This is a genomic window from Formosa sp. F44 (assembly GCF_056238645.1).
This window is the reverse complement of record NZ_JBWDLJ010000005.1, coordinates 302,373-327,680: the sequence shown is the minus strand read 5'-3', so window position 1 is coordinate 327,680 and position 25,308 is coordinate 302,373. Positions and strand designations below refer to the sequence as shown.

Sequence of the window (25,308 nt, the reverse complement as noted above, 5' to 3'; positions counted from 1 at the left end):
ACTAAAAAATCATAGAAATGAAAAAACCTTTACTTCTTTTAGCTTTATGTATAGGAAGCTACCTTAATGCTCAAATTAAAACAGGCGATATGGCATTTATTGGCATGAATGCCGATGGAGACGACGATTTTGCCGTTGTTACATTTGTAGACATCCCTAAAAACACCACAATTCATTTTGCTGATAAAGAATGGACTGGCACCGAATTTAATTCCGGAGAAGCCGCGTATTCTTGGTTAAGCGGAGACCTACTCATTCCTGCGGGTTCTGTAATTACGTTTAATACTATTAGTAACATCCCTGCAGTTAACTTCGGAACCATCGACGGTGAACCTGGAGGTTTATCTTCTGGAAGCGAAGCCATTTTTGCTTATTTAGGTACAAATTTAGAAACTCCAACAACATTTATTGCTGCTGTTGCAAATGCAACCGGTGCTTTTGGCGATTTAACAAATACAGGATTAACACCTGGCCTGACTGCTATAACCTACAGTCCAGATGGTACAGATATCGCTGTGTATAACGGTCCTAAGTCAGGACTAGATGTTAATGGCTACCTCTTGGCGCTTAACGACATGTCTAATTACGACATTCAGGACACCGACGAAGACGATCATAACGATGGCATTGCTCCAGAATCTACTTTCAATACGACTGCTTTTGTGGTATCTACCGAAGATGTTACTGCGCCTTCAGTTGTAAACATTGTAAGTGTAGATAAAGGCACAACACATGTTATCTTCTCTGAAACCATTACTAAGGCAACCGCAGAAGCTGTATCTAACTATAACTTTATGCCTGCTCTTAATATCTCGAACATTAGTTATGATGAAACTTCAAATACTGCAACTTTAATCCACGATGCCTATAACGACGGTGTTGCTCATGTATTAACAATTGCAAATGTTGAAGATATAAAAGGAAATACGCAAAGCTCTGAATACACTAGCGAGTCCTTATATTACAATACCACAACAGAAGGTTTAATAATTACCGAAATTATGTACAATGCGCCTTCAGATGATTCTGATGCATTAGAATTTTTAGAAATTTACAACACCACCGACCAAGCTATTGCTTTAGGAGGAATTCAAGTAAAAGACGAGGGTAACTTTATCTTTACATTCCCTGAAATGAATGTAGACTCTAAAACTACTGTCTTATTAGCAACAGACAAAACTACTGCCGATGCATTTTATGGCGTAAGCTTTTTAGATATGCCACAAGGTATTTCTAACGCTTTAGGAAACGGTGGCGAAGTTTTAGACATTGTAAATACAAAAGGTGAAATCATTTTCACTATGGAATACGACGATAAGGAGCCTTGGCCAACAGTTGCCGATGGCGACGGACCGTCTATTGAACTTTTAAATCCGAATGCCGATTTTAACGATGGCACAAACTGGGTAGCTTCTACTAACGAAGTGGCAGAATCTTTAGGTTTTAAAGTATACGCTACTCCTGGAACTTTTAGCGCTGTTACCAATGTTACACCTCAGCTTTCTTTTGCTACATCTACATATAATGTTTCTGAAAATGTTTCCGAAGTTAAGATTGAATTAGAATTATCTACCGCTACGGATACAGCTGTTACTTTCGATGTAAACTTAGTGAGTGAATTAATAACTGCTTCTCCTGGAACAGATTTCATTTTCGAAAGTCAATCAGTGACGATTCCGGCGAATACAACTATTTACGAGTTAACAATTCCGCTTTCAGATGATTCAATAGTTGAAACTGATGAACTTTTCATTTTAGAAATTTCAAATCCTACTAATGCTACTTTAGGAGCTTACGAAACTACAGGTGTTTATATTATAGATAACGACCATATTTTAGATATCCCGAACGACCCATTAAATATTACGTTTAAAACGAGTTATCTAGTAGATGCTTCAGGGTCTGCAGAAATTAGTGCTTACGATGTCGAAACAAAACGTCTTTTTGTTTTAAACTCTATCGGAAAAACTATTGAGATTTTAGATTTTTCTAATCCAGAGAATCTATCAACCATTAAAACAATCGATTTATCAACTTACGGAACAGAAGGCCCTACAAGTGTTGCTGTTTATAACGGCATAGTGACTGCTTCTGTGTCTAACGGACCAGAAAGTGATGGTGTGGTATTGTTTATGGATACTAATGGTGACCATATTTCTATGGTGACTGTTGGAAACTTACCTGACAATGTAAGTTTTACTCCAGACGGAACAAAAATACTAACAGCAAACGAGGGACAGCCAAATAGCGATTATAGCATCGATCCAGAAGGAACCATTTCAATAATTACGGCTACAGCTGGTTTAGGAAACATTACACAAGCCGATGTAACAACTATAAATTTCAATGCTTTCGATGCGCAATTAAACGAATTAAAAGCTAGCGGTGTTAGAATTACTGGTCCGAATGCGACAGTATCTCAGGATGTAGAACCTGAATATATTACGTATTCAGACAATTCTAAAAAAGCGTGGGTAAGCTTACAAGAAAATAATGCATTAGCGGTTATCGATTTAGAATCTAATACCATTACAGATATTCTTCCTTTAGGATTAAAAGATTTTAGTTTAACTGGAAATACTTTTGATGCGTCTGATGAAACGGACTTTATTTTTATGGCAAATTGGCCAGTTAAAGGCATGTATATGCCAGATGCTATTGCTTATTACGAATTAAACGGCATTGGATATGTGGTTACAGCAAACGAAGGTGACGCAAGAGAATACGACACTTTTGTAGATGAAGCTAAAGTTGGAGACGGCGATTATGTATTAGACCCTATTGCTTTTCCAAACGCCGATTTATTAAAACTAGAGCAAAATATAGGACGTTTAGCAGTCGCTAATACTACAGGAGACAAAGATAACGATGGTGATTTCGACGAAATCCACATGTACGGTTCACGTTCTTTTAGTATAAGAAATGCTTCCACAGGAGCTTTAGTTTACGATAGTGGCGATGATTTTGAACGTATCACGGCTACAGATCCTACTTACGGATCATTATTTAACGTAAGTAATAGCAATAACAATTTTAAAAATAGAAGTGACAATAAAGGTCCTGAGCCAGAAGGTGTCACCATTTCTAAAATTGGAGATAAATTCTATGCGTTTATTACGCTAGAACGTGTTGGTGGATTTATGACTTATGATATTACCGACCCTACAAATCCAACATTCATTAAATACATGAACAATCGTACTCTTGGAGATGATGAAGGTGGAGATTTAGCACCAGAAGGTATTATTTATATCGCTCCAGAAGACAATATTTTAGGTACAGGTTTAGTTGTGATTGCTAACGAAGTAAGCTCTACAATTAGTGTATACGGGTTAGATAACATTACATTAAGCGTTGAAACTGTTGAAAAAGATGCAAATACGCTTAAATTTTATCCGAATCCGGTACAGTCTAATCAGACCATTTACTTTAATCAGACCTTAGATGTAACCTTGTTTGATATTCAAGGGAGAGCAATCGCTTCAGAAAAAAACACTAGAACATTTACTGTTCCTAATGTAAATAGCGGGACATATCTGGCTAAAACAAGCTTAGGCAAGACCTTAAAAATTGTAGTTGAATAGTTACTATATTAATGTCAATTTTTCTAAAACGTCTTCATATTATGAAGGCGTTTTTTTTCTAAAAAAAGTTTAAAACACATCTTCACTCAAACAACTAAACAGAAGCTACGCTTTAGCAATTAGTACTTCCACAAATCTACAATCTAAAATTACTAACACTCTATCCTCCTGCCCTATTGTATGGTAAAACCAAAAAGAGATGCCGTGTTATATTTATATATATAAAACGTTTTAAAAACATCAGGACTCTAGTATATTTAAACGCTTTATAGATGAATATTAAGGGTTTTTCGAGCCTATTTTACTTATCCTAAATTATTTTATTTTATTAATTGCTATGAGTTTTACAAATTTTGTTCTTCCTTTTTACGAAAATGAAAACAATATTCCTCTAAGAATATAAATTAAATAATACTTATATACGTTCTTATCCTGTGCTAAAATAAACCTTACTTTTACTAATCACCTATTCATAAATTAGACTTTCAAAGGGATATTATTCAAACTGAAATGCTATTTAACTTAAAATAGGTATATTGAAAACTTAATTCCAACAAAAATAGAAGCATAAATGAGCAAAAAAACTCAGGAAGCAGAAAGATTAGCAGTTTCTGATACTTATAAAAATTGGAAAAAATGGGGTCCTTATCTTGCCGAAAGACAATGGGGAACGGTTCGCGAAGATTATAGCGAACATGGAAATGCTTGGGATTTTATAAATCATGATAATGCACGAAGTAATGCTTACAGATGGGGTGAAGAAGGTATAGCCGGATTTTGTGATTCTCGAGAAATATTATGTTTGGCTCCGGCCTTTTGGAATGGAAAAGATCCCATTTTAAAAGAACGCTTATTTGGGTTAACCAATAATCAGGGGAATCATGGTGAAGATGTAAAAGAACTTTATTTTCATCAAGTGTCATCGCCCACACACTCTTATTGTAAATACTTATATAAATATCCTCAGAACGAATTTCCTTACGACCAATTAGTCAATACACAGCGTAGTCGTGAAGAGACAGAATACGAATTACTAGATACCGATGCTTTTAAAGACAATGCCTATTTCGATTGTTTTATCGAATATGCAAAAGCAGATGTAGACGATATTTTAATGAAAGTTACCATTGTAAACAGAGGCAATAAACCTGCCGAGATACATGTACTTCCTCATTTATGGTATCGCAACTTCTGGAAACACAATAAGCGTTTTACACGCCCTAGCATAAATTCTGTTGCCGATGATTGTGTTGAAACTAAAAGTGGAAGAAATGGTAGATATTTTTTATATCACGAAAAAGGGGAGCAACTGTTTTGTGACAACGAAACAAATAACAAACGAATTTATAATGTAGACAACGAAGTAGACTATGTTAAAGATGGTATTAACGATTATGTTGTAGATTCCAAACCTACTGTGAATCCTGAAAAAACAGGATCGCGAATGGCTGTCTGGCAAAAATTTGAATTACAAGCTGGAGAAGAAAAAAGTGTAAGAATACGACTTAGTAAAAAACCTGTTGCAGAACCGTGGACCGATTTTAACGACCTATTCGATAAACGTATAGCCGAATGTGAAGCGTTTTACAACGACATTATTAAAAAAGACATTCCCGAAACACACCAGCATATTGCTAAAAGGGCCTTTTCTGGATTGTTGTGGAGCAAACAATTTTACTACTACGATGTTTTTAAATGGCTATTTGGTGGTCCTGGAGAAAAACCGAGCTACCGCGCTAATTCAAGAAATTTTAATTGGCAACATCTAACTAATAGGCATGTAATATCTATGCCAGATAAGTGGGAATACCCATGGTATGCCGCTTGGGATCTTGCGTTCCATATGGCGTCTTTTGTAGAAATAGACCCCTATTTCGCAAAAGAACAATTACTATTGGTTCTGCAAGAAAACTACATGCATCCCAACGGACAAATTCCCGCCTACGAATGGAATTTTAGCGATGTGAATCCTCCGGTTCATTCCTGGGCGGTTTGGAATGTGTACGAAAAAGATAAAAACAAAAGCGGTGTTGGAGATACCGATTTCTTAGAAAAATCGTTTCAAAAATTACTTATCAATTTTACATGGTGGGTAAATCAAAAAGATAAAAATGGTACAGACCTTTTCGAAGGTGGCTTTTTAGGGTTAGACAATATTGGTGTTTTCGATCGTAACCAAATGCCTGAAGGTATTACTCGTATGCAGCAGGCAGACGCAACAAGTTGGATGGCCATGTTTACCCTAAACTTACTTAGAATGTCTCTGGAGTTGGCAAAAACCAATACAAATTACGAAGATTTTGCTGCTAAATTTCTAAGACACTTTTTAAACATCGCTTGGGCGATGCATCATATAGGACAAAAAGATATTTCACTATGGGACAATGACGACAGTTTTTATTACGATGTAGTCGAAATGTCTTCAGGCATCACAGATCGTCTAAAAGTGCGTTCTTTAGTGGGTATAATTCCTATGTTCGCGGTAGAAGTTATCAATAAAGACCTTTTCGATTCGCTAAAAAGATTTAAAGTTAAAATTGCTGAGATTGTAAGAACGCGCCCAGATTTAGCATCTTTAATATCGAATATTGAAAAAACAAATGAAGAAGGGAATTACTTATTCTCGATTATGCGTGGTTATAGATTAGAGCATCTTTTGAAACGCTTGTTAGATGAAGAAGAATTTTTATCAGATTATGGTATCCGTTCGCTATCTAAATATCATGCAAAACATCCTTTTGTTTTCGAATATCATGGTCATCATGAGATACATTATGAGCCAGGAGAAAGCCAATCGAATATGTTTGGAGGAAATTCTAACTGGAGAGGCCCAATTTGGATTCCTATTAATTATATGATTATTCAATCGCTACGAAAGTATTACACGTTTTACGGCGATAAATATGTTTACGAATTCCCTACAGGTTCTGGAAACACACTTAATCTTAATGAAATAGCCAACGCGCTTACAAAACGATTAGTGAAACTTTTCGAACCTAATACAGATGGTAGATTTCAGTATCACACCGATGATGCAGAAAAACTGTTTACTAAAGACGAACATTTTAAAGAGCAACATCTTTTTTATGAGTTCTTTAATGGAGATACCGGTCGCGGATTAGGAGCATCTCACCAAACGGGTTGGACAGCTTTAATAGCAAATCTAATTATGGATTTGGAAGAAAATAAATAGTAAAAATCTAATAAAAAGTGTGATTGCTCTCAGTTAAATTTCTGGTTTTCAATCACACTTTTTTTATGGCATATATTTAGCATTTATCGCACTTTTATCGCGTTATTCACGAGAAAGTTCTTGTATATTTGTTTCGATTAAAACGATTTCGTAAATGGAGATAATTTCAGTATTCGACATGTTAAAAATTGGTGTTGGTCCTTCTAGTTCTCATACTTTAGGACCATGGAGAGCAGCCGAACGTTGGATTAAAGAACTAAAAGAATCAAACAGATTTAATAAAGTTGAAAAGGTAACAGTAGATTTATATGGATCTTTATCCTTAACAGGTGTAGGTCATGCCACAGATTTAGCTTTAATGCTAGGTCTTACTGGTGCCGATCCTGAACGTATTCCTACAGACTCTATCAGTGAAATTATTTCATCCATAAAAAACACCAAGATACTTGCTTTAAATAACGAAAAGGAAATTCCTTTCGATTTTAAAACAGACATTATTTTCAATAAAAAATTTCTGCCTTTCCACTCAAACGGATTAACCTTCTCTGCTTTAATTAATGGAAGAAAGTATAAATCGACTTTCTACTCTATTGGTGGTGGTTTTGTAGTAAAAGAAGAACGTGTAAATTCTAAAGCGAATAAAATTATTTTTCAATGTACACTGCCCTATCCTGTAGATACGGGAGTGAAATTATTAGAGTTTTGCAATCAGCTTAATTTACCAATTTCTAGTGTTGTCCTTGAAAACGAAAAATCTTTACGTGAATCTGATGTAATAGATTTCGAACTACACCGCATATGGAATACCATGCTAGAATGTATGTATACGGGTTGCCACACTGAGGGGAATTTACCTGGCGGACTTAATGTGCGCAGACGTGCTTTTGATATGCACAAGAAGTTGCATGGCGACATTCCTTATAATAATCCGCAAGAATGGTTAGAATCTATTCGTAGTACCGAAGTTAAATTCCGTCAAATTTTAAAATGGGTAAGCTGTTTTGCCTTATCTGTAAACGAAGTAAATGCGTCCTTAGGTCGTGTGGTGACTGCACCCACAAACGGAAGCGCCGGGGTAATCCCTGCTGTACTAATGTATTATTTAGTTATTGAAAATCATGAGGCAGATTTCGAACACATTAAAAAGTTCTTATTAGTTGCTGGAGAAATTGGAAGTATCTTTAAAAAAGGAGCCACTATTTCTGCTGCTATGGGCGGCTGTCAAGCCGAAATTGGCGTATCATCGGCAATGGCTGCAGGCGCATTAACCGAACTTTTAGGCGGTACTCCAGAACAAGTGTTAGTTGCTGCCGAAATTGCTATGGAACATCACCTTGGTCTAACTTGCGATCCTATTGGTGGCTTAGTTCAAATTCCGTGTATAGAACGTAATTCTATGGGAGCTATTAAGGCTATAAATGCAGCCGAACTTGCTCTAGAAACCGATCCTAATAATGTAAAAGTACCTTTAGATAAAGTAGTTTCTACGATGTGGGAAACGGCAAAAGACATGAATTCTAAGTATAAAGAAACATCGGAAGGTGGTTTAGCTGTTGGGGTGAACTTATCCGATTGTTAAACTGTAACTTAAGTTTGATTATATTAAGGGTTCGCAATATATTTATAATATAATTGTGCTTATAAAAACGCGCGGTTACCGTCTATATGAATTACAGCCCATTTAAAATATGTCTTAGCATTTGCGTGACCTTGCTAATATTATTTGGACTTACATATTTTAGTACTTCAAACCGGTTACCGAATGGAACTTCTAAGGATGGCTTTTCCTTTTTTGGACAGACCATAAAATACCCTACAACAGCTTCGTTTTTAGAAACCAAAAAGGCATCAAAAAGTAACCTCAAATCTTTAGATAGTCTTGTTAATAACATAGAGGCTTTAGTCGATACAGAAGACGACATTAAAGCTGATAACAAAAAAAAATTTGTTCCTAAGATTCCCAACCTGGCTAAAATAGACACCTCTAAGATTGAACGCATCTCGTACCCTTCACACAAAGAGGAATTTATTTCGCATTTAAAAGCACAACTTACAGCTCCGAAAAGTAGAATTATTCACTACGGAGATTCTCAGATTGAAGGCGATCGCATGTCGTCTTATATCCGAAATAAACTTCAAAATTTATACGGCGGAAATGGTCCTGGATTTACACCTGTTTCTCAAGTTTATGAAAACATAAGTGCTGTAATTACAACTTCAGAAAATTGGACACGTCATGCCGCTTTCGATCCTTCAAAAAAACGTTACGACCATAAAAAATATGGTGCATATACCACGTTTTCGAGATTTACACCCTATTTCGAGTTTATCGCGGATAGTGTCAATTTAGATACTATACCTCTGGTAAAGGCTAGTATTTCGGTAAAACCATCAACAAAAACATATACCAATATGCGCCAATTTACCACGATTGGTTTTCATTACGGTAACTCTCAACTTCCTGTTTCCATAAAAGTATTTTCTAATGGTGCGCTAATAAAAGAAGGACATTTAATTTCCGATGGAAATTACCATGATTATAATATAAAATTAGCCGAACCGGCAACAGAACTTGTTTTTGAACTTGAAGGAAAAATGAGCCCTGATGTTTATGGTTTAACCCTTGATGGAGAGGCAGGCATTCAGTTAGATAATGTAGCTATGCGCGGTGCTTCTGGAACTGTATTTGCGGGATTAAATAGTGAAAACTTCTCCCAAATGTATTCGAAATTAGATCCCAAAGTATTAATTTTTCAATATGGTGGAAACGCTGTACCGTATGTAAAAGACTCTTTAGAAGTAAGTCAATATGTAGGGTATTTAAAAAATCATATCAATTGGGTTAGACGAAAAACAAAAGATGCCAGCATTATTTTTATCGGACCTTCAGATATGACAACTACAGAAAATGGTGCATTACGAACGTATCCGCTTTTACCCTATTTAAATAATTTGTTACGAGAAATGTGCTATAATAATGATATCGCATATTGGAGCACATTTAAAGCTATGGGTGGCGAAAATGCTATGGAACATTGGGTAGATCAGAAACTGGCCGGTAGCGATTACACACACTTTACACTTTCGGGGACTAAAATAATTTCTGAATTATTTTTTCTCTCTTTATACATGGATTTAACACAAAACTAATGAAACTTAAAATTTTAGTACTTTCTCTTTTTATGTCGATGTCAATGTTTGCACAAGACTATATTTTAGATAGTATTACGCCAAAATATGGCCATTTAATAAACTTTGAAGCGAACACTTTTCAATACGCTTCAGAATCACCAGCCTTTAAAAAATTCTTTGCTGACTTAGACAGCATCTATATGGGAAAAAAGAAAAAGATGCACATTTTTCATATTGGAGGCTCTCATATTCAAGCCGACATCTATTCGAATAAAATTAGAACATATTTACAAAACATGAACGATGTGTCTTTAGGACAACGGGGTTTTGTTTACCCTTTTCATTTGGCACATACCAATAACCCTTTAAATTACAGAATTGAAGCAGATAACGATAAATGGCAAGGCTACAGATGCTCGGTAAAAAAAGACAGTGTTACCTGGGGCTTATCGGGAGTAAGTGCTGCATTTAGAGGTCGTGAAGATCAGATTTACGCAAAAGCCAATTATAAAAACTATACAAAGAAACCCTATACATTTAATAAACTAAGAGTCTTTTACAATACTTGGATGGAAGATTACAATTTAGACATCTTAGATAGCACGCTGGTAGTAACCGATACGATTAATTACGATGGAATGTATAAAGAATTTCGCTTTAATAAAACTGTAGATGCTGCGGTGTTGAACCTAAAAATGACCGATACAACCTGCGTTTCTCCTGAATTTTTATTGATGGGAATGGAATTTATGAACGACGATCCAGGGATTGAATACACCACAATTGGTGTTAACGGAGCTAGTTTTGCATGGTACGACCGCTCGGTATATTTCGAGAAACAGCTTCAACTATATAAACCCGATATGTTTATTATCTCTGTAGGCACTAATGATGCTTATATGCCTAAAGACGAATTTGATGCCAATGCATTTAGGGCGTATTACGAAAGTTTTATTCAAATAATTCAACGTGCTAATCCAGATTGCGCCATTTTGTTAACCGTACCAAACGACGATTATTATCAGAAAAGAATTCCGAATCCGAATACCGCTGTGCAACAACGCATAATAGTGGAATTGACCAAGAAATATAACATGGCTGTTTGGGATTTATTTAGTGTGATGGGAGGTTTAGGATCGTCTAACAATTGGTATAAAGCGAAACTCATGCCCCGCGATCGTATTCACTTTACTAAATTAGGTTACAGTATAAAAGCCGATTTATTTTTAAAAGCAATGGTCGATGCTTGGGCAGAAGCAACACACCGAGACAAAGATGTTTTATTAACGCATTTTAAAAATTTGAATGAATAGGTTTTACGACATTTTCACCTTCTCGGAAGATTTTCCATTAATTTTTACGCAAGTAAATTTTTGGATTTTCTTTGCGGTTGCCTATTTTATATTCGCTTTACTTTATAAAAAAGTACCACTTCGTAACTCATATTTATTCCTAATTTCCCTTTTTTTCTATTATAAGACAAGCGGACTGTTTATTGGAATTTTAATTTTTAGCACGCTGGTCGATTTCTTTATCGGCCGAAATATTTACAAAACTGAGCATAAACACAAGCGTTTGGCATTAGTTGCATTAAGTGTTTGCATTAACCTGTTTGTACTAAGCTATTTTAAATACGCCTACTTTTTCACAGATGCTTTTAATACACTCTTTAGCACCAATTATCAGGTTTTAAATGTCTTAGCACAGTGGGGAAATAGTTTTAGTAATCAGAATTATTTCACGATTGATAAAATTATACTACCTGTAGGAATTTCATTTTACACCTTCCAAACCATAAGTTATAGTGTAGATATTTACAGAAAAAAACTAAAACCATTAAGCTCAATATTAGACTTTGGGTTTTATGTTAGTTTCTTTCCGCAATTAGTTGCAGGTCCTATAGTGAGAGCTGAAAGTTTTGTGCCTCAGATTTCGAAACCTACTATACTAACAAAACATAATTTTGATGCAGGAACATACCTTATTTTAAAAGGACTCATAAAAAAAATGCTGTTTGCCGATTTTATTGCGATGCATTTTCTAGATCGGGTTTTCGATGCTCCAGAGATGTTCTCCGGCTTTGCCAATGTTATGGCCATGATTGGGTATTCGCTTCAAATTTACGGTGATTTTTCAGGTTATACCGATATTGCAATTGGTTTAGCTTTATTAATGGGATTCGAATTACCTAAGAACTTTAATTCACCTTATAAAGCCACAAATGCAGGCGATTTTTGGAAACGTTGGCACATTTCGCTATCTACATGGTTACGCGATTATTTATACATTCCGTTGGGAGGAAACCAAAAAGGAACCGTAGCATCTTACATTATCTTAAGTGTTATATTACTTGGTGTCATCCTAGCTTTCGGAAATTTACTTATTGTATTCTCTACGCTATCAATACTACTCGCTCTATTTATCTTATCGCTTTACAATAGTAAAGTTCGCAATCAAATTAACACAAACATTAATCTAATGCTTACTATGCTAATTGGTGGCTTATGGCATGGAGCATCGTGGAAATACGTGATTTGGGGAGGCTTAAACGGACTCGGAATAGTGGTTTATAAATTCTGGCGAAAAATAAGTCCGTACGAATTTAAAAACCAATGGTATGTTAGAGCTTGGAAAATAGCGGTTACTTTTATATTTATCACCTTTACAAGAATCTATTTCCGAGGGGAAAGTATGGACCATATTTCACGCTGGTATTCGCAAGTCGCCAATAATATGGATTGGACACACGCATTAGATATTCTAGTGCATTATCAGGCTGTATTTTGGGTTATGGCCATAGGATATTTAACACATTGGCTGCCTCAATATTTAAAGGATCGTATTGAAATACAGTATTCTAAAAGTCCTGTTTTTATTAAGATCGTACTTGCCGTGTTAACCGGAGTAATTTGTTATCAAGCGTTTTCAAGCGACTTCCAACCCTTCATTTATTTCCAATTCTAATAATCAATTCAATTATTCATTATTTAGGTCTTAATATTTTGCATCTCTTTAAGGAATTAATAGATATATTCTTTAATAGTCTGTAAAAACTCAGTATTTTTACCCTCTAAAATATAGAAACGTATGTCTGTAGCACAAAAAGATTATAAAAAAGTCACCGTAAAAACACTTAATGATATGAAAGCTCATGGAGAAAAAATTTCCATGTTAACGGCTTACGATTATACCATGGCTACAATCGTTGATGGTGCAGGCATAGATGTAATTCTTGTTGGTGATTCTGCTAGTAATGTTATGGCCGGTCATAAAACAACATTACCTATCACACTAGATCAAATGATTTATCATGCGTCTTCTGTAGTTCGTGGTGTAAACCGTGCTTTAATTGTAGTAGATTTACCTTTTGGAAGTTACCAAAGCGACCCTAAAGAAGCGTTGCGTTCTGCCATTAGAATTATGAAAGAAAGTGGAGCGCATTCTATAAAAGTTGAAGGAGGTAAAGAAATTAAGGAATCTATTAAACGCATTTTAAATGCTGGGATTCCTGTAATGGGACATTTAGGATTAACGCCACAATCTATATATAAATTCGGAACTTTTAGTGTACGTGCTAAAGAAGAACAAGAAGCCGAAAAATTAAAATCTGATGCTTTATTACTTCAAAAAGCCGGTTGTTTTGCTCTTGTTTTAGAGAAAGTACCTGCAAAATTAGCTAAAGAAGTTGCCGACATGCTAGATATTCCAGTTATTGGAATTGGAGCTGGTAACGGTGTCGATGGTCAGGTTTTAGTACTTCATGATATGATAGGAATGACAAAAGAATTCCACCCTAGATTTTTACGNAAGTTGCCGACATGCTAGATATTCCAGTTATTGGAATTGGAGCTGGTAACGGTGTCGATGGTCAGGTTTTAGTACTTCATGATATGATAGGAATGACAAAAGAATTCCACCCTAGATTTTTACGTCGTTATTTAAATTTATATGATGATATGACGAATGCCATCTCGCAATATGTAGACGATGTAAAATCTGTTGACTTCCCGAGCGACAAGGAGCAGTATTAAGTTAAGGTAAATAGGCCTTATAAAGTGTTCGGCCCTTATTGAAGCACAATTACTAATCGTTAAAGATTTAAAATGTATTTCTGAAGACATCTTCAAACTTGAATGCATCGCGGAAATACATTAAAACATCTTATGTTCTAAGTCATGAAATTACTATCCAATAAATCCAATTTACAGATCCTTTTTGAGGACAATCACATTATTATAATAAATAAGCGTGCTGGAGATATTGTGCAAGGCGATAAAACTGGAGATAAACCTTTAAGCGACGTTGTAAAAGAGTATATAAAAGATAAATACGATAAACCTGGAAATGTATACTTAGGTGTTGTACATCGTCTAGACCGACCAACGACTGGACTGGTTATATTCGCAAAAACAAGTAAAGCATTAACCCGATTAAATGCCATGTTTGTGAGTAAGGATGTAAATAAAACCTATTGGGCACTTGTACATAGTATGCCTCCAAAACAAAACGACACCTTAATAAATTGGTTAAAAAAGAATCCTAAAAACAACAAGTCTACTGCCTATATTAAGGAGATAAAAGATAGTAAAAAAGCAATTTTACATTATAGCGTACTTAAGCAACTAGATCGCTATGTGCTGCTAGAAATTGAATTGGAAACGGGGCGTCATCACCAAATTAGATGTCAGCTTTCAAATATTGGATGTATTATTAGGGGCGATTTAAAATATGGTGCAGACCGTAGCAATAAGGATGCTAGCATACATTTACACGCCCGACATATCGAATTTATTCATCCGGTAACCAAAGAAAATATTAGCATTTCTGCGCCACTTCCAAAAGATCCGCTTTGGGACGCATGCCTTTAATTAGTACGAGCGATACTTATATGTAACGATTAGATTTACACCTTCTCCGGGCTTTGAAGTCAGATTAAAATCGGCATGAATTAATGCGGCTCTGCTTTCCATATTTATTAATCCCGAACCTTTTTCAACGTCTTTTACATGGAATCCAATACCATCGTCTGATGCGTTTATTATTACTAAATCGGTTTTATATTCAATATGTACGCGTAAACGAGATGCTTTCGAATATTTAATTGTATTCGCGAAAAATTCTTGAAAAATTCGGAATAAGATAATACCATCTTTTCCATTGTTAAACCGACTGGAATCTCCTTCAACAATTAATTCAGAATCAATTAATCCTAATTTATTAAATCGTTCAATCTCTGTGGTGATAGAATCTTCTAACGCACGACGCTCGATAACCTCACTATTCAATGATTTTGAAAGTAAACGCAACTCTTGTAAACTTTTCTTTACTAAATCTTTACTTTCTAAAAACGACGATTCTAATTCTGGCCCAACTTGTTTTGATAAAATGCTAAGTTGCATATTTGCTACAGATAATAACTGGCCAACATTATCGTGTAAGTCTTGTCCTATATTCTTTAAAGTTTGTTCCTGAATCTCTATTCTGGTAATTGAAATTTCTTCTTCGAATAACCGTTGCTGATTAAATTTATCTATTAACAACTTATTCTTTCGTTTTTGAAACACCATAAAGAATACTATAATTAATGTACATACTATAAAAAGTACACCAATCATGTAAATCAATAAATACCTTTCGGCAGGTGTACTAATTAACGTTTCTCCGGTTTGCAACATAATAAAGCTAAGCTAAAAGTTAGATACATAGACATATTAGAAATTAAAAAAATTTGCCTCTTTAAAATTACAAAACTCCAATCTGCCGTTGTAAAATAAATATCGTAAAACACTAAAGGCGTTGTAACTAACACCCAAACAAACATTGTAGAGCTTATATAGAAGTAAATAGACTTATGGAACGTAATAATTTTATCTGATTGTAATATTTCATAAAAATAAAGAGTTACCACTAAAAGAATAATAAGTGCTCCAAAAATGTCGTTAGAAACTATATAATTATTAAAGTAATATTCTACATCTAAAACAATGGTTCCTATGGAGATTAATAGAAATAAAGGAATTAATGCCCTCACAAATTTTTTAATCTTAATAGAATTGAATAATTTCAAATAAAAAAACATAAAGAATGTAGGAGCTCCTATACCCCAGTACAAATTCCCAAACCAATAATTCTTTTGAAAAATAGTACCTTTTAAAAAATTAAAAATGCCATCATTAACTAGAAATGTATAAAACGCTAATGTTTCGCAAACCACAACATAAACTAAAAAGTATATAAAATATTTTATAGCTGTATGCTTGTACTTTTTATAAGTAAATATAGCTGTTAAAGCCGCTATAGATTCAAAAGAAATGGTTAGAATCAAATAGTAATTCTTAAAAAATTCTTCCATACAAAATCTATTTGGGATAATTTGAATTTGGTGGTTCACCATTGGCTCCCTTATTAAGGCCACTTCCTCCAGGAATGTCGCCACCATCGATAGACGTACATTTAGAAGAATTTTTATTATTAGGCGTACCTGTCGGAATTAAAAACATAGTAGTATACCCTGCTTCGTCTTTTACATCGGGGTAAGCTCCTTCATAAATACGAATCCCATCTAAGGTATATCCTAAATCTTTCGCTTGATTTTTGGCATAAGCTAAGAATTTTTCAATCTCTTCGATGGCGTACCAAGTAGAACGATTATCTGGTCTCTTTAAAATGGATTCGCTAATTAGCTCGTGTCTAGAGTTATAAGCCTGATCTAATTCTTCTGCCTCGTCGGGTGTTATCAATCCGCGTGGGCCTTCCATTTTATTAATCTTCTTACTCATTTAGGGTTGGGTTTAAAACTTAGTAATATGAGTTTAAAAATACTAATTATATTTGACTCTTAGCCCAACCAGCCATCACGATCCAAACTTCGGTATTGTATGGCTTCACTGATATGCGCACCTTTAACAATTTCAGAATTTTCTAAATCGGCAATTGTTCGTGAAACTTTTAAAATCCTGTCGTAAGCTCGAGCGGATAAATTTAAACGTTCCATTGCTGTTTTTAACAAAAGCTTAGAAGGCTCATCTAGTTTACAAAAATTACGAATGTGTTTCGTATTCATTTGTGCATTATAATGTACATTTTCAAAATCTTTAAAGCGCTTGGTTTGATGTGATCTTGCTTTTGTTACCCGTTCGCGTATCGTTACAGACGATTCGCCTTTGCGGTCTTCAGACAATTTTTCGAAAGGCACTGGAGTTACCTCAATATGTATATCAATCCGGTCTAATAAAGGTCCTGAAATTTTTCCTAAATACCGTTGCATTTCTGCTGGAGATGACGTCACCGGAGATCCTGGGTCGTTAAAATACCCACTCGGACTCGGATTCATGCTTGCCACTAACATAAAACTACTCGGATAAGTCACAGTAAATTTTGCCCTGGAAATAGTAACTTCCCTATCTTCTAAAGGCTGTCGCATTACCTCCAAAACGTCCCGTTTAAATTCGGGCAACTCATCTAAAAATAATACGCCGTTATGCGACAACGAAATTTCCCCAGGTTGCGGATAACTCCCGCCTCCTACTAAGGCTACATTAGAAATTGTATGATGCGGACTTCTAAACGGTCTTTGAGACATTAGTCCGATATGAGATTTTACCCGGCCAACCACAGAATGAATTTTAGTTGTTTCTAGGGCTTCATGTAAAGTCATGGGTGGTAATATAGAAGGTAATCGCTTCGCAAGCATTGTTTTTCCGGAACCTGGAGGTCCTATTAAAATAATATTATGCCCGCCAGCAGCCGCAATTTCCATACACCGTTTTATACTTTCCTGTCCTTTAACATCGGCAAAATCGAATTCTGGAAAATCTAAACTCTTATTGAATTCTTCTCGTGTATTAATTACGGTTTGTTTTAATGGTTTTCCATCTTTAAAAAAATCGATTACTTCTTTAATCGATTCTATTCCATATACTTTTAAATCGTTTACTATCGCCGCTTCTTTAGCATTTTGAGCAGGTAAAATAAAACCTTTAAAACCTTCTTCTTTGGCTTTAATAGCAATGGGCAATGCACCTTTTATGGGTTGTAAGGTGCCATCTAAAGACAGTTCTCCCATTATAATATAATCCTCTAAACCTTCGGCAGGGATTTGATTTGTGGCCGCCAAAATTCCTAAAGCTAAGGTTAAATCGTAAGCAGAACCTTCCTTTCGTAAATCGGCCGGAGACATATTAATTATAATTTTCTTTCCTGGAATTTTATAGCCATTGTTCTGTAAAGCGGCAGCAATTCTAAAATTACTTTCCTTAATAGCATTATCGGGAAGACCTACCAAATGATACCCAATACCACCGTCTACATTTACCTCGACCGTAATAGTTATGGCATCTACTCCAAAGACGGCGCTTCCAAATACTTTCTTTAACATAAATAGTTCGTTTACTTAAAAATACTAAAAACGATTTTAACTAACTGAATTAAAACGCATTAATATCTAAATTTCGAACTAAAAAAAATATTTAAAAGTATATTTTTAAAATGTCCGTGGTTTGAGCCGACACCTTAAAACGGTTATCTGCACGTCTATTTACCACCCAAACAATTTCGTTTCCGGAGCACAATACCCACACCTCTTCTTTTTCTAAAAGTGATAGTTTTTCATCTTTAAAATATTTACTAAGCTTCTTTTTTCCTTGCATCCCTAAAGGAAAAAAATAATCGCCTTGCTCCCATTTTCTTAGGGTTAAAGGAAATTGAAGTTTATTTTTATCGACATAAATGGTATTACTTTCTCCCTTTTGCAATTCGGAAACAGTCTCAAAGCAAAGTGTTCCAAATGCAGTTTCTGTAGGAGCTAAATCATTGGTTATTGTGTATTGAGCATCTTTCGCTTCATCTGTATTCGCTTTTAAACTCAAAATGAGAACATCTCGATCTTTAAGTAACCTATGTGTTTCAGAAAACACTTGTTTTCCAGATTGCGCCTCTAATAAGGCATAAATATCGTTCCAAGCTGTAAATTTATAAGACTTTAAAAGCTGGTATAAATAAGGTTTGGGGTTAGGATATTTTAATAATTTTGAGACGTCAAATTTTATAATATCTCCTTCAAAAATCACCACATCTTTATAAACCTGAGTCATGAAATCGTCAATCAAAATTTTAGAATCGTGCAAATGCTCCTGCGTCATCTTAAAATTTTGAAGCCATTGTGCATTGATTTCCTTAAGTACAGGAATAACATCGTGACGTAATTTATTTCGTAAATATTTAGTCGAACTATTACTGCTATCTTCTCTCCAAGTGATACCGTTAGCCTTGGCATATGATACAATCTCCGCTCTAGAAAACGGTAAAAGTGGACGTACAATATAATCGTTAACTTCAGGAATTCCAGTTAACCCTTCTAATCCTGTACCTCGCGATAAATTAATTAAAAAGGTTTCTAAATTATCATCGGCATGATGCGCGGTTAACACATAATCGAAATGAAACTGATTTACTAATTCGTCGAACCATCGGTATCTTAATTCCCGAGCTGCCATTTGAATAGATAGTTTTGCATCTTCTGCATAACGCGTTGTATCGAAATTTTCAGTAAAAAGCTTCAAATCTAAATCGTCTGCTAACTTAACTAAGAACGCTTCGTCTGCATCACTTTCTTCACCCCTTAAATTAAAATTACAATGTGCTAAAGCAAAATTTAAATCTAATTCTCGGCATAAATATGCAAGTACCACACTATCAATTCCGCCAGAAATAGTAAGCATTAATTTCTTATCCTTTAAAAACGGAAGCGTATTATGTATATGATTTTTGAATGTATTGACCATAGCACAAATATACACTTTATAAAAAACGGATTTTTAATATGTATAAATTTTAAGTATTCTATTAACATTTTTATATCTCTAATTTTAGTAACTTTAGAATAACCGAGATTAAAATTTTTAGCATGAAAACAGACGAACAAATTAACGCAGATACGGCGCAAAAAGCCTTCAACAAAAAAGTCTTATCAATAACTGCTAGTTTACAACCTTATGTAAAACACCGCTTGCACATTGCAGAATCTGTTGGGATTTTACCTATAAATTTATACCATTCTAATGGTGTAATCGACGATTGTATTATTCGTCTCTACGAAAAAGGTTACGATGCAGATATGGACAGTCACGATATAAAAATAAAACTGTTTAGAATTATAGACATCTATCTGGAAGAGCTCTTTATTAAAGAAGGACATCATCAAAACACCATTAGCACCAACACCTTTTTACAACAAGAATTAAATCGTTTAGACGAACCTTATTCTATCGATGGCGATATGGATTTTGTTATGATGGACGAGTTGGACGATATTTCGTACAAGCAAAACACACAAGAGAAAGATGTATTTTTATACGACGAGAATAATCAGAAAATTATTAATGCGTTAGATTTAGGCAACATTCAGCCAACAACAAAACGTGCTATAATGAGCAAGTTTTACGGATGGTTACCTTTTAGAATTTCCAATGTAGTCGATCTTTATGTGGTCGCTAATTTACCTTATGAAGACATTTCGAGAATTAAAAAAATTGAAGTGACGCGGATAGAAAACATATTAAAAAACGTAAAAAAACGCTTCAGAAATCACATAAATTAACGTTCTAAAACGTCTCGCATAGCTTTGGCTTTAAGCAAACATTCCTCGTATTCGTTAACCGGATTGCTTTTAGATGTAATTGCGCCACCTACAGAATAGGATACATATTTTTTACTCTGATTATATAAAATACTTCGGATGATAACGTTAAAATCGAAATCGCCATCCGGAGTAAAATACCCCACAGTTCCTGAATACAAACCGCGTTTACTTTCTTCCAAGGTTTCAATAATTTTCATTGCTGAAAGTTTCGGAGCTCCGGTCATGCTTCCCATTGGGAATGTCGTTTTTAAAACGTCTACGGGTTTTGTGTCTTCAGAAATTTTAGAGGTTACCGTAGAAATCATTTGATGTACTTGCAGAAAGCTATACACTTTACATAATTCTTCGACCTCCACAGAGCTTTTAATCGCAGTTTTAGACAAGTCGTTACGCACCAAATCTACAATCATAATATTTTCGGCACGCTCCTTTTCATTATGTTCTAAATCGTGCTTTAACTGTTGATCTTCTACTTCATCTACAGATCGCTTTGCAGTCCCTTTTATAGGTTGCGAGATTATGGTACATCCTTCCTTTTTAATGTATCGTTCTGGAGAAGCCGACATTAAAAATTTATCGTTTTGCTTTAAGAATGTCGCGAATGGCGGTCTTGACACTGCATTTAAATTTAAATACGTTTCAAGCGGATTAATTTTGGCATTTTCGGCATAGAACTCCTGACAAAAATTAGCCTCATAAATATCGCCACGATGAATATGATCTAACATCGCATTTACCTTTTCGAAATAAGCATCTTTATGTATCCGGAGTTTAATTTTAATGGCACTGGATTCGGAAACAGTCTCGTAAATTTGAAATGAATTAATGATTTCAAAATCAGATTCCAATTCGTCATCCACCATATTTAGGTATTTAATTTCAACCTGATTCCCTTTTAAAAGAAATAACTTCTTAGGTTGAAAAAAGAAAAGATCTGAAAATTCTAATCCGTCGTAATTACTAGATTCTAATTGTTCTAATCCGTTTTTAACGTCGTAAGTAAGATACCCGAAAATCCAATCTTTAGTAGACTCTTGATATTCTTGTAACTTATCGAAAGCCTCTATATAGTCGGTTTGTATACTTGTAAAGGCATCTACAGCAAGTACCGCATCAAAATTAGAATATGCCGTATTGTGCAAATTTGAATCCATCCAAACCACATCGTCAAACTGCTGACTCCAGTGCAAAAGCTGTTGTTTAAATACAATAGGATCCTGAATATGTTTAGATGACGTTACCCTCAAGTTTCAAAAATTTTAGGTGTAAAGTTAGTTAGTTTCTTGAATATAGAATCAGATTTGTATTTTTGTTTAGAGGTTTTAACGAATATCTGTATTTAGTAATACAATCTTCGTTACCCCTGTTACAATTCAAAGTCTTATATATGAGTCTTTTTATTTTTGCAATAGCGAGAAACTTAAGTATATAGGAACGACAACTAATCTATAACCTTTTTCCCATGTATACCTTACAAAACGAAATATTAAAAATTGCCGTAAAACAGTCTGGAGCCGAACTTTGCGCCATCGATGCCGTAAACAACTCCAATGCATTTATGTGGAATGCCGATCCTGAAATTTGGGCGAATTTTGCACCTAATTTATTTCCTATCATTGGGGCTTTAAAAGACAACACTATGACTTTTGAAGGCGGTAAATATAACATGACTAAACACGGCTTTATTAGAAATAATACGGCTATTAAACTAGAGGAACAAACCGACAATACACTTAGTTTTTCGCTTCACTATTCTGAAGACACACTAAAACAGTATCCGTTTAAATTTAAATTTACCATAGCTTTTGAATTACTTGAAAACACTATAAAAGTGACACATAGCGTTGAAAACTTAGATGATACCACTTTATACTTTTCAGTTGGTGGGCATCCTGCTTTTAAATGTCCAATTTACAAAAATGAAGATTACAACGATTATTATTTAGAATTCGAGCAGAAAGAAACGGCAGAATCTTATGCTTTAAATATGGACAGCGGATTGGTAACAGACACCTCATTTCCTGTTATTTCGAACGGTAATAAAATTCCTTTACATTACGATTTGTTTAACGAAGATGCATTGATTTTTAAAGATTTAAAATCCAGAAAAGTGGCTTTAAAAAGCAAAATAAACGGCAACATACTTACCGTTGAGTATCCTGAATTTCCGTATTTAGGTGTCTGGGCAAAACCAAATGCAGATTATGTTTGCATAGAACCTTGGTTGGGTGTAGCCGACCATGAAAATCATAATCAGGACTTTAAAACTAAAGAAGGGATACAAACTTTAGATTCAAAACAAACATTTAAAGCCTCTTACGTCATTGAAATAGACAAAAAGCATCTAGTTTAAAAGGAATAATAGCACTAACTTTGCAGACTAAATTACAATAAGTGACTTTTCAAGATTTAAATTTAAACACCCCATTATACAACGCCCTAGACGATCTAGGCTTTACAACTCCAACGCCTATACAGGCTCAAGCTTTTGGCGTAGTAAGCTCAGGAAAGGATGTTGTTGGAATCGCACAAACTGGTACAGGGAAAACCTTTGCCTACATGCTTCCTATTCTTAAAAACTTAAAATTTTCTAAGCAGGACACACCTAGAGTCTTAGTTTTAGTACCTACTAGAGAATTAGTAGTTCAAGTAGTCGATGAAATTGAAAAACTTTCAAAATACATAAACACTCGTGTTTTAGGTGTATATGGAGGCACAAACATTAACACTCAAAAACAGCAGGTTGCTCAGGGTGTCGATGTATTAGTTGCTACTCCCGGACGACTTTACGATTTAGCTGTAAGTAGAGTGTTGCAATTAAAATCGATTCAGAAATTGGTGATTGATGAAGTTGATGTGATGCTAGATTTAGGCTTTAGACATCAATTAATTAACATATTCGATATCCTTCCAGAACGTCGCCAGAACATTATGTTTTCGGCAACCATGACGCAAGATGTAGATTATTTAATTGACGATTTCTTTATTTCTCCAGAACGTGTTTCTATCGCGGTATCCGGAACGCCTTTAGACAATATCGCTCAAGAACGTTATAATGTCCCTAACTTTTATACTAAAGTTAACTTGCTAAACGCTATTCTTCAAGATAAAGAGACCTATAATAAGGTATTGATATTTGTTGGATTTAAACGCATGGCAGATCGCCTTTTTGATGCTTTAGACGAAACATTCAGTGAAGAAAGTTGTGTAATTCATTCTAATAAAACGCAAAACTACCGTTTACGAAGTATCGAGCAATTTAGAAATGGTGATAACCGTATTTTGGTCGCTACCGATGTTATGGCTCGTGGTTTAGATATTGACAATATTACACATGTTATCAATTTTGACACCCCAGATTATCCAGAAAACTATATTCATAGAATTGGTAGAACAGGTCGTGCAGAACGTGAAGGACATGCTATATTATTTTCTACTGTAAAAGAACAGGATGCTTTAGAACGTATTGAAGACTTAATGAATATGTCTATTCCTTTAATGGAAATACCTGAAGATATAGAGATTTCTACAGAGTTGCTTGAAGAAGAACGCGTAAAAATTAAAGAGCGTAACAATCCTACAAAACGCAGAGATGAAGATGCACCTGGACCTGCATTTCATGATAAAAGCGAAAAGAATTCTAAAGAAAACTTAGGAGGTTCTTACCGTCGTGAAATTGCTAAAAAGTATAAAAAGCCTAAAACTCGAGGTGACAAAAATTATAACAAAAAAAATAAATTTAAAAAATAAGTTAGATTTCACCATTATGAAATTAAAATACATTGCCCTACTTAGCTTCGCGCTTCTAGCTATTGTACCAACACAAGCCAACGTAAAGCCTACACCAGAATGGGGACCAACAGGTCACCGTGTAGTTGGTAAAATAGCCGATAATTATTTAAAAGGTAGTACTAAACGTGCCATACAGAAATTATTAAACAGACAATCTTTAGCGTTCGTATCGACTTATGGCGATGAAATAAAATCTGATGATCGCTATAGAAAATTTGGGACTTGGCATTACGTTAATATGGAAGCGAATCAATCTTATGAAGATTCGGAAAAGAATCCTAAAGGAGATGCTGTAGTTGGTGCCGAATATTGTGTTTCTGTTTTAAAGGATAAAAATGCTACAGATGATGATAAGGCCTTTTATTTAAAATTATTGATTCATATTATTGGAGATATTCACCAACCTATGCATGCTGGATTAGCTGCAGACAAAGGAGGGAATGATATAGATGTAAAATGGATGGGTAAAAGTACCAATTTACACCGTGTTTGGGACAGCGACATGATTAATGGTTACGATATGAGCTATACAGAATTGGCCTCGAATGCAGATGCCCTTTCAAAAGATGAAATTAAGCATATTGAAGAAGGAACCATAACCGACTGGGTTAACGAAACACATACTTTGGCCAATGCCATTTATAAGGATGTTAAACCGGGTGACAACTTAGGCTACAAATATGCCTATAATAATCTTGGTATTGCACGTTCTCAAATTCAAAAAGGAGGGATTCGTTTAGCGAAGCTTCTTAACGATATTTTTTAACACATACATATCATAAACTTAGCGTAAAAGTTGATGTATTTTCTATACATCAACTTTTTTTTATGTTAAAACTGCAACTAACCCACTAACTATTAATCAATCATTATCAGACAATTACACATATTTCACTAGTAAAACTGACTTATTAACTCAGCATTAATAAAATTTTAATCAATTAGGTTTAAAATATGTAAAAACGAAT

At 34.8% G+C, this 25,308-nt stretch carries 18 protein-coding genes and 1 pseudogene; 13 read left to right on the top strand and 6 right to left on the bottom strand.

Features of this window, described 5'->3' with window-relative positions:
- Positions 1-17 precede the first annotated feature (17 nt).
- The 9 genes and pseudogenes from AC0UBM_RS16450 (at position 18) to AC0UBM_RS16410 (ending at position 14,777) form a co-directional block, all read left to right on the top strand.
- The gene (locus tag AC0UBM_RS16450; RefSeq protein WP_475689370.1) at positions 18-3,584 is read left to right on the top strand and encodes a choice-of-anchor I family protein; all 3,567 of its coding nucleotides are present in this window, start codon (positions 18-20) and stop codon (positions 3,582-3,584) included.
- 571 nt (positions 3,585-4,155) lie between these two features.
- Entirely contained in the window at positions 4,156-6,777 is a 2,622-nt protein-coding gene (locus AC0UBM_RS16445) for an MGH1-like glycoside hydrolase domain-containing protein (protein WP_414035521.1), read from the top strand.
- Between the two features lie 154 nt (positions 6,778-6,931).
- Positions 6,932-8,356 (top strand): L-serine ammonia-lyase, encoded by a 1,425-nt coding sequence (locus AC0UBM_RS16440; protein ID WP_414035520.1) that lies wholly within the window; start codon positions 6,932-6,934, stop codon positions 8,354-8,356.
- A 131-nt stretch (positions 8,357-8,487) separates the two neighbouring features.
- Complete coding sequence (locus tag AC0UBM_RS16435; RefSeq protein ID WP_475689369.1) at positions 8,488-9,927, top strand: SGNH/GDSL hydrolase family protein; 1,440 nt, start codon at positions 8,488-8,490, stop codon at positions 9,925-9,927.
- Positions 9,927-11,222, top strand: coding sequence for a GDSL-type esterase/lipase family protein (locus AC0UBM_RS16430; protein WP_475689368.1), 1,296 nt, complete (start codon positions 9,927-9,929; stop codon positions 11,220-11,222). Before AC0UBM_RS16435 ends, AC0UBM_RS16430 begins: the two co-directional genes overlap by 1 nt.
- A complete protein-coding gene (locus tag AC0UBM_RS16425) occupies positions 11,215-12,873 on the top strand; it encodes an MBOAT family O-acyltransferase (protein ID WP_475689367.1) in 1,659 nt (552 codons plus the stop codon). Before AC0UBM_RS16430 ends, AC0UBM_RS16425 begins: the two co-directional genes overlap by 8 nt.
- 123 nt (positions 12,874-12,996) lie before the next feature.
- Positions 12,997-13,734 (top strand): 3-methyl-2-oxobutanoate hydroxymethyltransferase, encoded by a 738-nt coding sequence (gene panB / locus AC0UBM_RS16420; RefSeq protein WP_475689366.1) that lies wholly within the window; start codon positions 12,997-12,999, stop codon positions 13,732-13,734.
- A gap of 95 nt (positions 13,735-13,829) precedes the next feature.
- Positions 13,830-13,940, top strand: a pseudogene (locus AC0UBM_RS16415) (3-methyl-2-oxobutanoate hydroxymethyltransferase); the annotation flags it as partial.
- A 144-nt stretch (positions 13,941-14,084) separates the two neighbouring features.
- Complete coding sequence (locus tag AC0UBM_RS16410; RefSeq protein WP_414035515.1) at positions 14,085-14,777, top strand: RluA family pseudouridine synthase; 693 nt, start codon at positions 14,085-14,087, stop codon at positions 14,775-14,777.
- On the opposite strand, the gene AC0UBM_RS16405 is transcribed toward AC0UBM_RS16410, so the two are convergent.
- The 5 genes from AC0UBM_RS16405 to tilS all read right to left on the bottom strand — a co-directional run bounded on the left by AC0UBM_RS16405 (position 14,778) and on the right by tilS (position 19,691).
- Complete coding sequence (locus tag AC0UBM_RS16405) at positions 14,778-15,584, bottom strand: sensor histidine kinase (RefSeq protein WP_475689365.1); 807 nt, start codon at positions 15,582-15,584, stop codon at positions 14,778-14,780. It lies immediately after the preceding gene.
- Positions 15,560-16,261 carry a hypothetical protein gene (locus AC0UBM_RS16400; RefSeq protein ID WP_475689364.1) on the bottom strand — a complete coding sequence of 234 codons (702 nt, stop codon included), beginning with the start codon at positions 16,259-16,261 and terminating at the stop codon, positions 15,560-15,562. The genes AC0UBM_RS16405 and AC0UBM_RS16400 overlap by 25 nt, the downstream gene beginning before the upstream one ends.
- A gap of 7 nt (positions 16,262-16,268) precedes the next feature.
- A complete protein-coding gene (locus AC0UBM_RS16395) occupies positions 16,269-16,688 on the bottom strand; it encodes a hypothetical protein (RefSeq protein WP_475689363.1) in 420 nt (139 codons plus the stop codon).
- A 59-nt stretch (positions 16,689-16,747) separates the two neighbouring features.
- A complete protein-coding gene (locus AC0UBM_RS16390; protein ID WP_475689362.1) occupies positions 16,748-18,286 on the bottom strand; it encodes a YifB family Mg chelatase-like AAA ATPase in 1,539 nt (512 codons plus the stop codon).
- 91 nt (positions 18,287-18,377) lie between these two features.
- Positions 18,378-19,691: a tRNA lysidine(34) synthetase TilS gene (gene tilS / locus AC0UBM_RS16385; RefSeq protein ID WP_475689361.1), complete on the bottom strand. Its 1,314-nt coding sequence runs from the start codon at positions 19,689-19,691 to the stop codon at positions 18,378-18,380.
- A 122-nt stretch (positions 19,692-19,813) separates the two neighbouring features.
- On the opposite strand from tilS, the gene AC0UBM_RS16380 reads away from it, so the two are divergent.
- The gene (locus tag AC0UBM_RS16380; RefSeq protein WP_475689360.1) at positions 19,814-20,506 is read left to right on the top strand and encodes a hypothetical protein; all 693 of its coding nucleotides are present in this window, start codon (positions 19,814-19,816) and stop codon (positions 20,504-20,506) included.
- Here the strand turns inward: AC0UBM_RS16380 and AC0UBM_RS16375 are convergent.
- Positions 20,503-21,795: an anthranilate synthase component I family protein gene (locus AC0UBM_RS16375; RefSeq protein ID WP_475689359.1), complete on the bottom strand. Its 1,293-nt coding sequence runs from the start codon at positions 21,793-21,795 to the stop codon at positions 20,503-20,505. The genes AC0UBM_RS16380 and AC0UBM_RS16375 overlap by 4 nt on opposite strands.
- Positions 21,796-22,010: 215 nt before the next feature.
- Here AC0UBM_RS16375 and AC0UBM_RS16370 point away from each other — a divergent pair, with 215 nt between their 5' ends.
- The 3 genes from AC0UBM_RS16370 to AC0UBM_RS16360 are packed head-to-tail and all read left to right on the top strand — an operon-like array spanning position 22,011 to position 25,106.
- Entirely contained in the window at positions 22,011-22,901 is an 891-nt protein-coding gene (locus AC0UBM_RS16370) for an aldose 1-epimerase family protein (RefSeq protein ID WP_475689358.1), read from the top strand.
- 41 nt (positions 22,902-22,942) lie between these two features.
- Positions 22,943-24,298 carry a DEAD/DEAH box helicase gene (locus tag AC0UBM_RS16365; protein ID WP_434036600.1) on the top strand — a complete coding sequence of 452 codons (1,356 nt, stop codon included), beginning with the start codon at positions 22,943-22,945 and terminating at the stop codon, positions 24,296-24,298.
- 16 nt (positions 24,299-24,314) lie between these two features.
- Complete coding sequence (locus AC0UBM_RS16360; RefSeq protein WP_414035505.1) at positions 24,315-25,106, top strand: S1/P1 nuclease; 792 nt, start codon at positions 24,315-24,317, stop codon at positions 25,104-25,106.
- The last annotated feature ends 202 nt before the right edge of the window (positions 25,107-25,308 follow it).

Bases quoted from the DNA above. Each gene is read 5' to 3' on its own strand.
- AC0UBM_RS16445 (WP_414035521.1), top strand. From the start codon at position 4,156: ATGAGCAAAAAAACTCAGGAAGCAGAAAGATTAGCAGTTTCTGATACT.
- AC0UBM_RS16395 (WP_475689363.1), bottom strand. From the start codon at position 16,688: ATGAGTAAGAAGATTAATAAAATGGAAGGCCCACGCGGATTGATAACA.
- AC0UBM_RS16390 (WP_475689362.1), bottom strand. From the start codon at position 18,286: ATGTTAAAGAAAGTATTTGGAAGCGCCGTCTTTGGAGTAGATGCCATA.
- AC0UBM_RS16405 (WP_475689365.1), bottom strand. From the start codon at position 15,584: ATGTTGCAAACCGGAGAAACGTTAATTAGTACACCTGCCGAAAGGTAT.
- AC0UBM_RS16380 (WP_475689360.1), top strand. From the start codon at position 19,814: ATGAAAACAGACGAACAAATTAACGCAGATACGGCGCAAAAAGCCTTC.
- AC0UBM_RS16425 (WP_475689367.1), top strand. From the start codon at position 11,215: ATGAATAGGTTTTACGACATTTTCACCTTCTCGGAAGATTTTCCATTA.
- AC0UBM_RS16370 (WP_475689358.1), top strand. From the start codon at position 22,011: ATGTATACCTTACAAAACGAAATATTAAAAATTGCCGTAAAACAGTCT.
- AC0UBM_RS16440 (WP_414035520.1), top strand. From the start codon at position 6,932: ATGGAGATAATTTCAGTATTCGACATGTTAAAAATTGGTGTTGGTCCT.
- AC0UBM_RS16410 (WP_414035515.1), top strand. From the start codon at position 14,085: ATGAAATTACTATCCAATAAATCCAATTTACAGATCCTTTTTGAGGAC.
- AC0UBM_RS16450 (WP_475689370.1), top strand. From the start codon at position 18: ATGAAAAAACCTTTACTTCTTTTAGCTTTATGTATAGGAAGCTACCTT.
- AC0UBM_RS16430 (WP_475689368.1), top strand. From the start codon at position 9,927: ATGAAACTTAAAATTTTAGTACTTTCTCTTTTTATGTCGATGTCAATG.
- tilS (WP_475689361.1), bottom strand. From the start codon at position 19,691: ATGGTCAATACATTCAAAAATCATATACATAATACGCTTCCGTTTTTA.
- AC0UBM_RS16400 (WP_475689364.1), bottom strand. From the start codon at position 16,261: ATGGAAGAATTTTTTAAGAATTACTATTTGATTCTAACCATTTCTTTT.
- AC0UBM_RS16360 (WP_414035505.1), top strand. From the start codon at position 24,315: ATGAAATTAAAATACATTGCCCTACTTAGCTTCGCGCTTCTAGCTATT.